Here is a 15620-nt window from a genome sequence, read left to right on the forward strand (position 1 = left end):
GGAGGAGCCACGATGCGCATTGCCGCCCTTGCCCTTGTCGCACTGTGTCTGCTCAGCCCTGCTGCTCAAGCGGACGCGTCCCGCGACGGTCTTGCCTGCGCCGCGGGCCTCAGCCGCTGCGAGGGGCTGGCGGTGACGGCAGAGGAAGCCTTGCTCGTGCTGGGGTTCGCCACGCAAGAGGACGCGCGCTTTCACTACGATGCGCTTTACGGGCACGGTGGCGAGGTCCGGCCCATCGCGGATCTGGGCCGCTACGAGGAGGTAGCGCGCCTTTACGACGTGATCTACGACCGCAGCAACTGCCGCGGCAACAGCAGCGTCGAACCCATCGGTCTGGAGAGGGTCTTGTCGCTGGGCGAGGGCGACGTGCTCACCTGGGGACAGAGGCAGCTGTTTCACTACGGCATGACGGCAACCGATGTTTTCCTGACCTTTGGCCATTGCGGCCCGCTGGCGCGGCTGGACGGACTGGCTGCGGTCGATTGGGCCGGACCGGTCGACCATATCCGCTCGGGCGAGGCGCCGGAGGCCTTTGGCGCACATTCCGGCTTTCTGGTCATTGGACAGGATCGGATCGTCAGCCTCGTTGCCGCCGACCATGCGGTGATACCGGTCGACGCCGGCGGGCGCGAGGCGTGGTCGGTCACGTTCTGGCAACGCATAGCGGCGGAGGACGGCAGCGCCGTCACACCGCGACCCCGTGTCGTGACCCCGGGCGGCGGTGGAATGGGCGGCGGCAGCACCCCGGCTGGGGCGGAAGCGGGCGGCACCGGCACATCAGGCCCGGCACCGCAGGGTTTGCCGCCCCTGCCGGTCCCCTTCTCCGAGATCGAGGAGGTCAATCGCAGCTCCGTCTCTGCCTGCCTCACGCTGGCGAATGTGATTGTTGGAATGCGCCCCTTTGGCACGATCGAGATACTGGTGCTGGCCGAGGCCAAGCTGAGGGCCGGCCCCATGGCGGATGAGCAGTGCGAGCAAGTGCTGACCTATCTGCGCGAGGCCTATGATCTTGAGCAAGGAACAGCCCCGCCGCCGGGGTCCACGCGCCCCTTTCCGTAGGCCGGAGGCGCTACCCTGCCCCCGCTAATCCCTGAACGATCAAAGGAGTTTCCATCATGCATCGTCGCCGCTTTGTCATCGGAACCGCCGCCCTTGGGCTTGGGCTGGCGCAAGCCGACCTGAGCTTTGCGCAACGTCTGGCCGGCAACATCTCCGTCCAGTTGGAGGATGCCCGGAGCCTTGCGGGACTGTCCGGCAATGATCTGCGACTTGGGCTGTTGCGCAACCTGCGGCTGGTGGCCGAGACGCGCGGGATGATGCCCGCGCAACTATATGCCATGCGGGTCGTGCAGGGGCGCGTCGCCGACGCCTTCGTCTCGCGCCGCTTTGATGTCGTGCCGGGTCTGGCGGGCCTGCCGGGGGCAAATCATTTCCCGGGCGAGATGGGCTTTCCCGGTGAGATGGGCTTTCCAGGGGAAATGGGTTTTCCGGGTGAAATGGGTCTGCCCGGCAGCGACCCGATGGCGCTGGCGCAGCAAATGGCGGTGCGCACGCTGGCGGAAGCGCGCCAGGAACAGGGGTTCTTCTTCGTTGTCTTCACCCCCGAGCCCGACGTCGCCGGTCAGGGCCTTGGCCTCGGCACAAGGCGGGTCTGAGCCATGCGTCTGTGCATCGCGGGGGCAGGCCCCGCCGGCATGCTGGCCGCGCTGATCGGGCAGGCCGCCGGTTGGCGGATCCTGTGGCAAGGCGATGGCCGCGACAGTCCGCAGGCTGCGCATCTGCATCTGGTGCGTGATGTGATCGGTCCGACCCTGACCAGCATCGACGCCGATCTCGGCGCGCGCATCGCCGCCGCGACCGACCCCGCGCATGACTGGCGCGACGCGGGTGGCAAGACAGGCCGCGCCCCGCGCCTGACGCGCGAGGGGCTGACCGCCGCATTGGCCGCGGCCTGCGCCGCGCGCGGTCTCGCCGCTTTGACCACGCCCCTCCCCGCGCCAGGTGACGGGGCCGAATTGTGGATCGACGCGACGGGTGGCGCGCGTGCGCTGGCGCGTCGGTTCGAGGCGGCGACGCTGGGCAGCCTGACGCTTGATGACATCGGCACCGGCCGGCTATGGCGCAGCGAGCAGTGGCACGATCGGATGCCCTCTGCCCCTTACACTCAGGTCGTGCCGGGCCGCGCCTATCTCGAGTCCGGTCCCGATGGCACGCGGCGCACCGGTCTGGACGGCGCGACCGAGGCGCTCGCCGGGCCTGACAAGACGCCCGTCGTCGTTTCGCGCATGGTGGCCCCACCCGTCCGCCTTGCGCGTTGGAAAGGCGCAGCCGGCGCGCCAGCCCTTATCTTGTTCGGCGATGCGCGCCTGCAGACCCCGCCTGACATGGGGTTTGGCCTGCTGGCCGTGGCGCAACAGGCCGTGATCTTGCACGAGGCGCTGACGTCGCGCAGCGATCCCGAGCGTCCGCTGGCGGGGTGGGCCGAGACGGTTTGGGTGAATGCGGGAATGCAACTGGCCTTCGCCTGCTGATCCGTCACGGCGGCAGTGACCGGTCGCCACCAAACAGGGTCGATCCGACAGGCCCAGCCCCGGCGATTGGAACGGGCTGCCCCGGACCATTCCGACCGAAGTACGGTGTTCGGACAGCCGGGGTGGATCCTGCCCACGCCCGTTATGCCCCTTGCATTCGCGCTCCTGTCGGCGAAACCTGTCGCTGCGCGGGAGGGGCGCACGGGGGGAGGCTTCGGCATGAAGGCATCGACACGGTTGCGCCAGCTGATGGCGGGCAGCGGGCCGGTGGTTGCGCCGGGCGGATATGACGGGATCTCGGCCAAGATGATCGAACGCGCGGGCTTTCCCGCCGTCTATGCCAGCGGCGGCGCCATCGCGCGCTCGACCGGCGTCCCCGATCTGGGCCTGATGAGCATGGCGGAGATCACCGACAGGCTGGCCACCATGGTCGATGCGGTGACCGTGCCCGTGATCGCCGATGCCGACACGGGCTATGGCAATGCGCTGAACGCGCAGCACATGGTGCGCGCCTTTGAACGCGCGGGCGTCGCGGGCTTTCACCTCGAGGACCAGACCTTTCCCAAGCGTTGCGGCCATTACGACGACAAGTCCATCGTGCCCATGCGCGAAATGGTGCAGAAGATCCGCGCGGTGAAGGATGCCGCGACCGACACCGATCTGGTCCTGATCGCGCGCACCGACGGGCTGGCGGTCGAAGGGTTCGAGTCCACGATCGAACGGTCGCATGCCTATATGGAGGCTGGCGCCGACGTGATCTTTGTCGAGGCGCCGACAAGCGTGGAGCAGATCGAGAAGATCGCCGCGCTTCTCCCCTACCCCAAGCTCATCAACATGTTCGCGGGCGGCAAAACTCCGCTGATCCCCTCGGAGCGGCTGGGCGAATTGGGCTATGCCATCGTCATCATCCCCAGCGACCTGCAGCGCGCCGCCCTGTTCGCCATGGAACAGACGCTGGCCGCGATAAGGCGGGATGGCGACAGTCGCGTGATGCAAGACAGAATGGTCAGTTTCGCCGAGCGCGAGGCGATCATCGGGACCAGTGACTGGCTGGACCGCGACCGCATCTATGCCGTGTAACCGCGCTCCGGGATATCTTGTATAAGAAAGACCGCAGGCATGACATACCCCACCAAGATCCGCGTTCCCGCCGTCTTCATGCGTGGCGGCACGAGCAAGGCCATCATGTTCCACGGCCGCGACCTGCCCGAGGACGAGGCCGATCGCCACTGGTTGTTCCTGCGCGCCATGGGCAGCCCCGACCCCGGCAAACGGCAACTCGACGGGATGGGCGGCGGGCTGTCGTCGCTGTCAAAGGTCTGCGTCATCGCCCCGCCCAGCCGCCCCGACGCCGATGTAGACTACACCTTCGTGCAGATCCCGGTGAGCGAGGGCGCGCCGGATTACAGTTCCAATTGCGGGAACATGTCGTCGGCCATCGGCCCTTTCGCGGTCGAGGAAGGTCTGGTGACGCCGCCCGATGGCGAGGCAGTCGTGCGCATCCACAACACCAATACCGGCAAGATCATTGAAAGCCGGTTCGAGGTGCGTGGTGGGCAACCCCTCGACATGGGCGATTTCGTCAACCCCGGCGTTGCGGGAACGGGCGCGCGCATCCAGCTGGATTTTCTCGATCCGGCCGGGGCGGCTACGGGGCGGCTCTTGCCCACGGGGCTGCCGGTCGATGTGCTCGAGGTATCCGGCTTGCCCGCACCCCTAGAAGTATCGCTGATCGACGCCACGAACGCCGTGGTTTTCCTGCGCGCGGAGGCGCTGGGGCTGACCGGCTACGAGACCCCCGCCCAGATCGAGGCGGACGACAAGATCATGGCCAAGCTGGAGGCGATCCGCTGTGCGGCAAGCCTGCGCATGGGCCTGACGCAAACGTTGAGCGAGGCCGGACTGCGCGCAGGCAGCCCCAAGATCGCCATGGTCGCCGCCCCCCGCGCCTACCGTACAACGGTGGGCGACGCGGTGGCCGAAGGAGAGTTCGACCTGTCCGTCCGGATGATCTCGATGGGTCAGGCCCACCGGGCGGTGACGCTGACAGGATCAATGTGCAGCGCGGTCGCGGCGGCATTGCCGGAAACTTGCGTGGCGGCGGTGGCCCGGCCGACGCAAGGCGGCATCCTGCGCATCGGGCATGCCTCGGGCGTGATGCCCGCGATGGCACGGGTGCATGGCGCAGACGATGCGTGGCAAGTGGAGCGTGCGACCGTGTTCCGCACCGCGCGCCGCCTGATGGAGGGGATGATCGTGATCCCGCCGCGGCCCGAGGCGTGATGCTAAGCCGGCGCAAGCCGTCGGGCGGTAAACGTTGAATTGCGGGACCTGATACCGCGCCTTCCCGGAGGGAAGCCAAGGCTTGACACCAACTGTCCAGTCCTGTCCAACGATTGGAATCGTGACCAAGAAGTGTAAGCAATGACCCTCTCGACCAGCGTTGGAACCGTGCTGCTCGCCGGCGGGGAGATTTTCGTTCACGCGGCACCCTCGGCCATAGCATCGGGTCTGAATCTCCTGCACGACGGCCGGATTGTGCCACTTCATCCCATCGACAAGCTGCCTCGTCTGATCGGTGACCGGCCCTTCAACGAGCCATTCAGCTACGGGAGGCCGACCAAATGCCTGAGCGAGGCTCGGCTGGACGGGACATACCTGCCGCAGACCACCGAGGCGATGGTCAACGGCTTGCAGGACTGGGCGGTCGAGCACGGGTCGACGCTTCAATTGCGGGTGGAAGAGTTCCGCGAAAGCCGCCTGATCCGTGTGCTCTCCGAGATCAAGGTGCCGGCATCGAAAGAACGACGCACCTTCCGCGCACTGATCGCCGCACACCGCTGTGACGCCGAACTGGTCGTCACTTTTGATTCCGGCACAGACGGCGAGGTAGAGACGGTCGTCTTCCCGTTTCAACGCAAATTCGGCGGCGGGCGCATGGCCGAGGGCTATCAGGCCGTTTCGGCGCAATGCCCGATCAAGGGTGTCGACGTCACCGTGTCGATGCAGCTTCGTTACATCGGCTACCGCGAGGACGAGCAGGAAAACTATCCCTACATCTTTGTCGCAAACGCCGAAGTCGTAGGCCCGGGTGCGTCGCAATCGCATGTGCAACCGCGCCAGAGGACCGTCGGCAAGGCCGAAGCGGGCCTTTGGCACCATGGGGTGGTACCGCTGTTTCGCGGCGCGGACGACCCGCCGCTGATCTTGCGCAAGGGCCAAGAGGAGATGATCCTGTTCGCCGCCGATACCACTGGCGTGACCCTGATCGATGATTACGGCCATACGCTCATGGTCAAGGCCGACAGCTCCCTGCCGATGATGCTGTTCATCGACGGCGCGCCGACCGCGACGGTGCATCTGGGAACCGCGGAAACCGCCATCCGCCTGCCCGCGTCCTGCCTGCGTGGCGAAATGATCGATGTGTCGATCCGCGACCTGTCGGGCAGCCAGGTATTCTTGTCCCTGCCCGTGCTTGCGCCCCGCGCGCTGACCCCGCAAGACGTGATGGTCCGCGAAAGCCGTGCGCCTTTTCCCACCGACCTGACGGTGCGCGCCAATCACCGCTACAAGGCGCTGCGCGCGCATCTGGACCATCCGGTACCCGGGCTAGACCCGGCCTCTCTGGCATGTGCGGCACGCACACTCGATTTCACCTTCGAGACACTCAAACTCAAGCCGATCGCTTTTCCCGAGGTCGCCGACCCCTTGGTCAGTGTCATTATTCCCGCCCACAACAAGGTGGAAGTGACCTACTACAGCCTCTGCGCACTGCTGGTGGCCCACAACAAGACCAGTTTCGAGGTGATCGTCGTCGATGATGCTTCGACCGATGCGACGGTCGAGCTGGAAACCATCGTCTCGGGCATCCGGGTCATCCACAACACAGAAGCGCAACGCTTCATCCGCGCCTGCAACGCGGGCGTCGCCGAGGCGCGCGGGCAGTATGTCGTGCTTCTCAACAACGACACGGAACCAACGACCGGATGGCTTGACGCGTTGATCGAGAGCTTCGCGCGGTTGGACAATGTCGGCTTGGCCGGGTCCAAGCTGCTGTATCCGGATGGCAAGCTGCAGGACGCCGGCGGGATCATCTGGAACACGGGCAATCCGTGGAATTACGGCAACCGCGCCAACCCGTGGGAGCCGCGCTTTTGCTACGCGCGTCAGGCCGATTACCTGTCGGGCGCAGCGATGATGACGACCCGCAAGATCTGGGACGAGGTCGGCGGCCTGTCGTCCTACCTTGAGCCGATGTATTTCGAGGACACCGATTTCGCCTTCAAGGTGCGCAAAGCGGGCTACAAGACGTGGTTCGTGCCCGCCTCGATCGTCTACCATTTCGAGGGCATGACCAGCGGCACCGATGTCTCGACCGGCTTCAAGCGCTTTCAGGAGGTCAACCGCCCCAAGTTCAAGCGCCGCTGGGCCCGCGACTACGCCGGGTTCGGCAAGGAAGGTCAAAGCCCCGACCTCGAGAAGGATCGCGGCATCGTCGGGCGCGTGCTGTTCATCGACTACACCACCCCGCGCGAAGACCGCGACGCCGGGTCCTATGCCGCGCGCCGCGAGATCGAGCTGGTGCAGTCGCTGGGCTACAAGGTCACCTTCATGCCCCATAACCTCGCCCATCTCGGCAGCTACACCGACGCGCTGCAACACAGCGGTGTCGAGGTGATAACGGCCCCCTTCTACATGTCGCTGGAGGCGTTCCTGAAAGAGCGCGCCGCCGAATTCGATGCCGTCTACATCACGCGCTACTACGTCGCGCAGGACACGATCCGCCACATCCGCGAGCATGCCCCCAAGGCGCGGATCATCCTCAACAACGCCGATCTCCATTTCCTGCGCGAGTTGCGCGCGGCGATGAGCACCGACGACCCCTCGCGCCTTGCCGCCATGCGCGCCATCCGCGACCAGGAGCTGGAGATGATGAAGGCCGCCGACCTTGTGCTGAGCTACAACGACGTCGAACATGCCGTCATCGCGTCGCATACCGACGGGCGGGCCCGCGTGATGACCTGCCCTTGGGTCGTCGACATTCCCGACGTCGTGCCGCCTTTGGCCGCGCGGCGAGGCCTGTCCTTTCTCGGCAGTTTCAACCACCACCCCAACGCCGAAGGCGTGACGTGGTTCTGCGCCTCGGTCCTGCCGCTGCTGGAGGGGTCGGGCGCGCATCTGACGATCTATGGCGCGGGGATGGATGACGCGATCCGGGCGCTGGCCTCCGACAGCGTGGACCCGGTGGGCTTTGTCGAGAATATCGCCGACGCCTATGACCGGCACCGGATCTTTGTCGCGCCGCTGCTGTCGGGAGCGGGGATCAAGGGCAAGGTGCTGAGCGCCATCGCCCATGGCATCCCCACCGTGCTCACGCCCGTCGCGGCCGAGGGGATCGGGCTGCGCCATGGCCACGACTGCCTGATCGCCGAGACGCCCGAGGATTGGGCGCGCGCCATCACGCGCCTGCAAAAAGATGACACGCTCTGGGCGTCGATGTCGGCGGCCGCGCGCAGCTATGCCGCCGAGCGGTTTTCCTTTGCCGAAGGGCGTGCCAAGATCAAGGCTGCCTTCGAGGCGGTGGATCTGTTTGGGGCGGTGTGAACGATGATCATCAACCAGTCGGTGGGGTTCACGTTCATTCATATTCCGAAGTCAGCCGGAACGAGTGTCACGCAGTTCCTGTCGCGGTTGAACGGTCCATTAGACCTGGAAATCGGCGGGACCGTGTTTGGTGAGGAAATACAACGCGCCTACGCCCAGCGTTACAAGCTGCGCAAGCACTCTACTTTGGCCGACGCGCAAAGCACGATCGCCATGGCGCGCCCGCCGCAGGACATGTTTCTCTTCACATTCGTGCGCCACCCATATGCGCGGCTGTCATCGATTTTCTCGTTTCTTCGGAAATGGGAGGCTTATAATCCAGATCTGCTCCGCACGATGAAATCCTTTTCAAACTTTGAAGAGTTCGTCGCCTCGGGAATATTCATGCACCGGCCCGGACCGGACAACATGTTCCGACCGCAATGTGATTGGCTCAAGGTGAACGGAGCACTTGCAGAAAATGTGAAGTGTTTTCATATTGAAGACGGTGTCACCGCTATCGAGTCCATTCGTGAGGAATTGGTGAAACGCGGCGCCGACGCCAAGCTGCTGCCCGAAACCTTTCCCCATGCCAACCGATCGGAAAGCCAGCCTATGGAAAAGCTGGGTCTGTCCGAGGAAATAATTGGCAGGGTAAATGATTTCTACGCCGAAGATTTCGAGGCTTTCGGCTATGAATGAGTGTGTTCTTGACTTTTCGATTGCGCAATTCTCAGAGAATGTGCCCTTAGTGCCTTTTTCGGGCCTGATGGACAGTCCCAGCGGCGGTTCGTTTCATAGAGGGGGGCCAGTGTGGGGAGACTGGGAGATTGCGGGTCGAAAGCGATACCTCAACCGTGGCAACCCTGCGGACGACAAACCTGATCTACTTAGAGAGCCGCAAGATAAATTAGGTGGACTCAGCGCGTGGATTGGGCCTCAATTTCCTCATTTCGGCCACCTCATCGCTGACGCCGCCACTCGTTTTCTTGCAACCAGCAAACAATCCGGCATTGACACCTTTCTTATTGGAGATAAGGAAGATAATCAATATGGTCTCCTGAGACCGACAACGAGATCCGTGCTTGATTGGTTCGATATAGACACATCAAGAGTCCGGGTGGCAAACAGACCAACCACTTCAGAAGTATTAGTTACGCTGCCACAATCCGAACAACGTGATAGGATTGGACCTTGTCCGAAGTATCTCGATCTGCTTACACAGCATCAGCACTCAAAGTTTTGGAACCACAGCGGCGCTATTTTTCAAAAATGTTTTGTCTCACGCGCTGGGATGCCCGCACACATAGCGGGCGAGAGTTATCTCGAAGCGGTGTTCTCGGAGTTGGGTTTTCAAATTATTCGGCCTGAGACAATGAGCCTATCAGACCAGCTCTGGATATACGTGAATGCGAATGAACTAGTATTCACTGAGGGATCAGCCTTACATTCGCTACAATTGCTTGGATCAGTGAGAGCCAGAGTGTGGGTAATAAATCGGCGCCCGAACGGACGACTTGGCGACCATCTATTTTCTCCGCGCGTTTCTGCAATCGACTACCTTGAGGCGGAAATTGGCCTAATACACGGTTGCCGGCTGAGTGGAGAACCCGCGCCCGAGACAGGCCTTGCAATACCAACATCCCACGGACTCAGTAAATGCCTATCCATTATAAGCGGAAAGAATGTAGCCATAAATTCGCAAGAATATGAGAAGGCAATAAAAACCGATGTAGAAATTTGGCTTAAACACGAGACCAAGCAAAAGCGCTATGGGCACTCGAGTTACCTATCAACCCTTATGAAATCCGTAAAAAACGCGGGCTTAGAGGGCCTCAGCTTGAGATTCTAGGAGAATACAATGGAGTGGACCACAAGAAGACTAAATACAATAATTGAAACATGCAAATTCTCTACATATCTCGAGCTAGGAGTTTCGAGCGGCGACACCTACCGAGAAATTGACTGCAATTCAAAAGTTGGAGTTGACCCGTTTTTTCGCTTTGATTGGCGCAACTATGAGGAGGCTGGCGCAGAACTTTATGAGATTACTTCGGACGATTTTTTTTCGCAGGATAGAGACCGTCAATTCGATTGTATTTTTATCGATGGGCTGCATACATTCGAGCAGACACTACGCGACCTAATAAATGCGATGGAGGCACTCAAGCCGGGTGGAGCCATCCTTATTGACGATACCGTTCCAATTGATGCGTTTTCAGCGATGCGTTCGCAAAGCGATGCAGTAATCGAAAGAAAGAAGGCCGGCTTGCAAGGGCAATTTTGGCATGGGGACGTTTACAAGCTTCTTTTTTTCCTGCACGACTTTTATAGAAGTTGGGACTTCACAACGATAATCGGCTCTGACAACCCGCAAACACTTGTCTGGAACCGTGGCGGAGTTTCAAGAAGGTCATCAATTTGCAACCGAATTTCGGAAATTGACGACATGACCTTCGAAACTTTTCGCGACATGCGCGCGAACCTTCCTGAGTGTTCTGAAGCAGAGGCTTTGGCAAGATTTTTCTCATCTTTCCGGTGACGCCCCCTCACCCCCTGCCATACCCATCCTCATACCTCACGATGTCATCCTCGCCCAGATAGGTCCCCGTCTGCACCTCGATCAGCACCATGGGGACCTTGCCGGGGTTCTCCATCCGGTGGGTGGCGCCAAGGGGAATGTAGACCGACTGGTTCTCGGTCACCAGACTGACCTCCCCGCCCACCGTCACCTTTGCCGTGCCCTGCACCACGATCCAGTGTTCCGCCCGGTGGTGGTGGCTTTGCAGGCTCAGCGCCGCGCCGGGGTTGACGTGGATGCGCTTGACCTGAAACCGCTCGCCCAGCACAAGGCTTTCGAACCAGCCCCAGGGGCGGTGATCCTTGGGAAACTCCGTCGCCTGTTTCGCGCCCGCCGATTTCAGCGCGGCGACCGCCAGCCGCAGGTCCTGCGCGCGGTCCATGGGCGCGACCAGAACCGCGTCGGGCATGGCGATGGCGATCATGTTCTCCAGCCCCAGCCCGATCAGCACCTGCCCCTCGCCCTCGGCCCTGAGCAAGGTGCCCGTGCAGTCGATGGCATGGACCGCGCCCGAGGTGGCGACGCCCGAGGCATCGGGCCCCATCTCGCGCCACACCGTCTCCCACCCGCCAAGGTCGGACCAGCCGCCGTCGAAGGGCACGACGCTGAGCGCGGGCGCGCGCTCCATCACCGCGTAATCGATCGAGATATCGGCGGCCTGATCCCATGGCCCCGGCGCCAGCCGCAAAAAGCCAAGGTCGGGCGTGGCCTGATCGACCGCAGCGCGGACGGGCGGCACGAGGTCGGCGGCATGTGTTTCGAAGGCCGCCAGCAGCGTATCGACGCGCGCGAGGAATATCCCGGCGTTCCACAGGTAGCGGCCTTGGGTCAGCATCGCCTCGGCACGCGCGCGGTCGGGTTTCTCGACGAAGCGCTGGAGGGGGGTGGCCGCCTCCGAGGTGACCTCGCCCGCCAGCTCGAGGTAGCCATAGCCGGTCTCGGGCCGGTCGGGCCGGATGCCGAAGGTGACGATGCGCCCGTCGGCTGCCGCCTCGGTCGCGGTGGCAAGGGCGGCGTGAAAGGCAGGCACGTCGCGCACGACATGATCCGAAGGGCTGATCAGCACGGTCGCTTGCGGATCGGTCGCCGCGATATGGATCAGTGCGGCCAGAACGGCCGGAGCGGTGTTGCGGGCCGCAGGCTCGAGCAGAACAGCGCCGGGGTCGACCCCCATCTCGGCCATCTGCTGGGTGACGATAAAACGGAAATCCGACCCGGTGACCACGACAGGTTTGGCAAAGCCCACCCCCGATACGCGCCGGACCGAGGCTTGGAACAGGCTTTCATCCCCGATCAGCGGCGAGAATTGCTTGGGATAGCTGCGCCGGGACAAAGGCCAAAGCCGCGTTCCGGACCCGCCGCAAAGCAGGATCGGGGTGATCTTGAGCTTCGGCGCCATTGGGAGAAAGCCTTGCGTGTTAACAGGATGGGCAAAAATGCGTGGCGTCACACCATCCTGATTCCGTTCCGATGTAAACCCGTCAGACCCTCACGGCACAGCGGTGATCGCCCCCGTGTCGCCGCTCAGGACCCGCCCGACGGCGGTGGCGAAAGTGGACATCTCGGGCGATCCGCGAAGACCCGCGTTCGGGGCTGCCCAGACGCGGTGGGGACTGACGACCGAACGCAAGGCAGAAACCGGCCGCAGCGTCACGTCGCATGGGTCACGGGCAGGGTCCGTCAGGCAGGTGGCCAGCGCGCGGGTCATCAGACCGGGCCCGGTCTTGAACCAGCGGTGGTCATTTTCGCGCGAGAGGCATGAGGCAACCGCCCGCTCCAGCGCCATGGCGATCACAGGATGATCGGGGGCTGCAATGACGACATCCATCGACACAGCCCCCGACCCCTCCAGAAACAGACCAGCGCCGACGACGGTGTCGACCAGACCGTCGACCCCGCCACGCGGCCATTGGTGGGCCGCAGCAGCGACCCCGCCATGGATCAGCAGCGCGCCCAGCAACATGAGATCGACCTTCTGGTCGGGGTCGGACACCATCGACAGCGCGCGCGCCGCATCCACGCCGACGCGCTCCTTGAGCCATCCCGATGCACTACGGGGATCATGCAGTCGCACCTCCCGCCGGGAGTTTGTCCGCCAGGCGGTCAAGATGCGCCCCACCTCTTCGGGCAAGGGCAAGACGCCTGGCCAGATGAGGTGCACCAGATCGGGGGCGACCGGCAAACCCGGCACGTCCGCCCCGGCGCCCAGGGCTTGTCCGGATCGTTCCAGCAGCACGGCGCGGGCCGGAAGAAAGAAATCATGCGCTGCTGCCCTGTTTCCGGCGGTTGCGGCTTCTGCGGTGTCGCCCCCCGCCGCCGCAAGGATGCGCGCCTCATTCAGAAGGCTGCCGACGCGGGTGGCGCGAGGGCGGCAGATCAGCGCTTCCTCCAAGGGGCCGTCCGTGACCGACAGGGCCGACATGCTTGCCTCGGCCGCGGCCAGATTGCCGGACAGGACCTGCAACTCGATCAGCGCGACGCGCGGCACCGCTATGCCGCCCGCAGCCTGTGCCTGCGTGCAGGCCGCGACGGCCGCGTCAATCTGGCCCTGAGCCACAAGGGCCGAAACCTGACTGGCCAGACGATGACCGGCCGGGACAGCGCGACACGGTCCGTCGATCAGGCGCAGCGCGCGGTCGGGCCTGCCGCTGGCAACCAGAGCGTCTGTCGCCAGCGCGAGCATCTGCGCATCCTGCGGCCAGCGGTGACAACAGGCGAACAGATAACGCCCGGCCAATCGGCTGGCGCCGCCGTTGATCAAGACACGGCCCAGCCGCTCGCTGGCCTCGCGGTCGCGCCGCGCGACAGGATGCGCCCGCACCCAATCCAGCGCGGCCCGCGGGCCCCGGCGCAGCAGGAGATCCTCGATCGCAAAGGCTTGTCTGTCGGCTACGGGCCAATGGGCCGCGTCAAAGGCCGCACTCAGCGCCGCTGCCTCGCGTGCGGCCCCGGCTTGCCAGAGGCGCGCCACGAGGCGAAAGGCCAGATACCACGGCAGGTCGGGATGCGTGACAAGGCGGCGCAAGACCGCCTCGGCTGCATCCGGACCTTCGGCCAAGGCTGCTTCAAGTTCCGTATAAAGCGTCGCGGGGTCGGCGTCAGGCAAGACCGGCGCCGCGACCGGCTCACCCTGCATCTGCCCCTCCAGCCGTGCCAAGGCCGCCTGTGCCAACGGGGTCAGGTCAGGCAGGTTCAGGTCGGCAACCTCTGCCCAGAGCAGACGAGCAGCAGCAGACGCACCGATGTCCTCGGCCAACATCGCCCGCAGCACAGCCGCATCGCGTGCAAAGGGCGTATCGGGTGGCACGGCCTCGGCCAGCACGGTGGCCTTTGGGAAATCACCCGCAAGACGGTGGGCCTGCGCGGCGCGCAAGACGATCTCGGGATGGTCGGGCCGGTGGACCAGCGCATCCTCGGCAGCCGCGACGGCCAAAGCGCCATCGCCGGACTGAAGCCCGATCTCGATCCGGGCCAGCAGGGCCAGCCCATCGCCGGGCCGAAGATGGAGCAGCCGCGAGCAGAGATCCCCGGCGCCGATGACGGTGCCCGCAGCGCGGTGCAAGCCGATCGCATAGGCCGCGTCATCCGCGCCCAGATCCTGCGACGCGGTGAGAACATCCAGCGCTGCGGCGGGGCCTTCCGCACGCTCGACCGCCTCGGCTGTCTTGCGCCGCAACAGCACCACGTCCGGCAGATGGCCAAGGGCATCACGCCCGGTTGCAGCCGCCTTGACCACATCGCTTTGCGCAATCAAAACGTCGATCAGGCCGACCCAGGCCCACAGATGGCGTGGAGTGTCCGACAAGATACGCCGGAACCCGGCCTCGGCCAGCTTGTCCTCGCCCGCCTCGGCCAACCCACCCGCCACACCAAAGCGCAGCGATGCAAGCCAACCCTGGTCGCCTTCGATCCGCTCAAGCCTTTTGGCCACGTCGCGCAGCACGGTTGCAAGCTGCACCTTGTCGTCGTGTTTTGTCTCTTGCGTCACGCCGGCGCGGCCCCCCCCTGTCGGTCCCGCATATTCCCAAGCCCGGAACAGATTGCAATCGCGCCCGTCAGTCTTGCAAACCGTAGCCCATCCGCACCGGCACCAGCCGCTCGGGCGGGGCAATCCCCCAAGCCGGGATCTGGGCCCGCGCCCGCGCGACCGCCTCAAGATCGAGATCGAGGACACGGATCATCGGCGCCTCCTCCCCCAGATCGGCCAGCACCACGCCCCATGGATCGACGGCCAGCGCGTGGCCATAGGTCTGCCGCCCGTCAGCATGGTGGCCCGCCTGCGCTGCCGCCAGAACGAAAGCGCCCGTCTCGATCGCGCGGGCGCGCAGCAACACCTCCCAATGGGCGCGGCCGGTGGGCACGGTGAAGGCCGAGGGCGCGACCATCAGCACGGCGCCCGCCTGCGCATAGGCGCGGTAGAGATAGGCGAACCGCATGTCGTAGCAGATGCTCAACCCGATGGGGCCCCATGGCGTCTGCGCCAGCACGGCCTGCGTGCCGGGGGCAAAGCGTTTCGACTCGCCGATGGGCGCCTGCCCGTCCAGCGTCACGTCGAAGAGATGGATCTTGTCGTAGTCCGCCACGATCCCCCCACCCGCGTCGATCAGGCTGGAATGGTTCAGGAACCGCCCGTCGGGGCCGCGCACCGGGGTCGATCCGGTGTGAATCCACAGCCCATGTTGCGCCGCCAGATCGCGGCAGGCGGCGATGAAGGGGTCATCCCCGGCCGCTACCACCTGTTGTTGCGACGTCTCGGGGTTGCGGTTCATCAGCCCCGCCACTTCGGGCAGGGCCAAAAGATCGGCCCCTTCCCCCGCCGCCTGTTCCGCCAGCCGGGCGACGGTGGCAATATTGGCCGCGTGAGTATCGGCCGAACACATCTGCGCCAGCGCGGCGCGCAGGACGGGGGCCGCCGTCACGCTTGC

12 protein-coding genes are annotated in these 15620 nt (G+C 64.3%); 9 read left to right on the top strand and 3 right to left on the bottom strand.

Annotated features, from left to right (window positions below):
* Positions 1-12 precede the first annotated feature (12 nt).
* The 9 genes from C7455_RS15935 to C7455_RS15975 all read left to right on the top strand — a co-directional run bounded on the left by C7455_RS15935 (position 13) and on the right by C7455_RS15975 (position 10656).
* Positions 13-1059 (top strand): hypothetical protein, encoded by a 1047-nt coding sequence (locus C7455_RS15935; RefSeq protein WP_109669901.1) that lies wholly within the window; start codon positions 13-15, stop codon positions 1057-1059.
* 56 nt (positions 1060-1115) lie between these two features.
* Positions 1116-1655 carry a collagen-like triple helix repeat-containing protein gene (locus tag C7455_RS15940; RefSeq protein WP_109669902.1) on the top strand — a complete coding sequence of 180 codons (540 nt, stop codon included), beginning with the start codon at positions 1116-1118 and terminating at the stop codon, positions 1653-1655.
* 3 nt (positions 1656-1658) lie between these two features.
* Positions 1659-2531 (top strand): hypothetical protein, encoded by an 873-nt coding sequence (locus C7455_RS15945; RefSeq protein ID WP_109669904.1) that lies wholly within the window; start codon positions 1659-1661, stop codon positions 2529-2531.
* A 219-nt stretch (positions 2532-2750) separates the two neighbouring features.
* A complete protein-coding gene (locus C7455_RS15950; protein WP_109670122.1) occupies positions 2751-3611 on the top strand; it encodes an isocitrate lyase/PEP mutase family protein in 861 nt (286 codons plus the stop codon).
* Positions 3612-3650: 39 nt separating this feature from the next.
* Entirely contained in the window at positions 3651-4814 is a 1164-nt protein-coding gene (locus tag C7455_RS15955) for a 2-methylaconitate cis-trans isomerase PrpF family protein (protein ID WP_109669906.1), read from the top strand.
* 141 nt (positions 4815-4955) lie between these two features.
* On the top strand, positions 4956-8135 hold the full coding sequence (locus tag C7455_RS15960; protein ID WP_109669908.1) for a glycosyltransferase: 3180 nt from the start codon (positions 4956-4958) through the stop codon (positions 8133-8135).
* A gap of 3 nt (positions 8136-8138) precedes the next feature.
* The gene (locus C7455_RS15965) at positions 8139-8816 is read left to right on the top strand and encodes a sulfotransferase family 2 domain-containing protein (RefSeq protein WP_109669910.1); all 678 of its coding nucleotides are present in this window, start codon (positions 8139-8141) and stop codon (positions 8814-8816) included.
* 67 nt (positions 8817-8883) lie between these two features.
* Positions 8884-9966 carry a glycosyltransferase 61 family protein gene (locus C7455_RS20690; protein ID WP_425450654.1) on the top strand — a complete coding sequence of 361 codons (1083 nt, stop codon included), beginning with the start codon at positions 8884-8886 and terminating at the stop codon, positions 9964-9966.
* Between the two features lie 9 nt (positions 9967-9975).
* A complete protein-coding gene (locus tag C7455_RS15975; RefSeq protein WP_109669914.1) occupies positions 9976-10656 on the top strand; it encodes a class I SAM-dependent methyltransferase in 681 nt (226 codons plus the stop codon).
* 7 nt (positions 10657-10663) lie between these two features.
* On the opposite strand, the gene C7455_RS15980 is transcribed toward C7455_RS15975, so the two are convergent.
* The 3 genes from C7455_RS15980 to C7455_RS15990 all read right to left on the bottom strand — a co-directional run bounded on the left by C7455_RS15980 (position 10664) and on the right by C7455_RS15990 (position 15614).
* Positions 10664-12094, bottom strand: coding sequence for a mannose-1-phosphate guanylyltransferase/mannose-6-phosphate isomerase (locus tag C7455_RS15980; RefSeq protein ID WP_109669916.1), 1431 nt, complete (start codon positions 12092-12094; stop codon positions 10664-10666).
* Between the two features lie 90 nt (positions 12095-12184).
* The gene (locus tag C7455_RS15985) at positions 12185-14683 is read right to left on the bottom strand and encodes a tetratricopeptide repeat protein (RefSeq protein ID WP_109669918.1); all 2499 of its coding nucleotides are present in this window, start codon (positions 14681-14683) and stop codon (positions 12185-12187) included.
* Between the two features lie 67 nt (positions 14684-14750).
* Entirely contained in the window at positions 14751-15614 is an 864-nt protein-coding gene (locus C7455_RS15990) for a carbon-nitrogen hydrolase family protein (RefSeq protein WP_245904376.1), read from the bottom strand.
* Positions 15615-15620: the final 6 nt, after the last annotated feature.

The organism is Roseicyclus mahoneyensis, assembly GCF_003148775.1.
Classification (GTDB): domain Bacteria; phylum Pseudomonadota; class Alphaproteobacteria; order Rhodobacterales; family Rhodobacteraceae; genus Roseicyclus; species Roseicyclus mahoneyensis.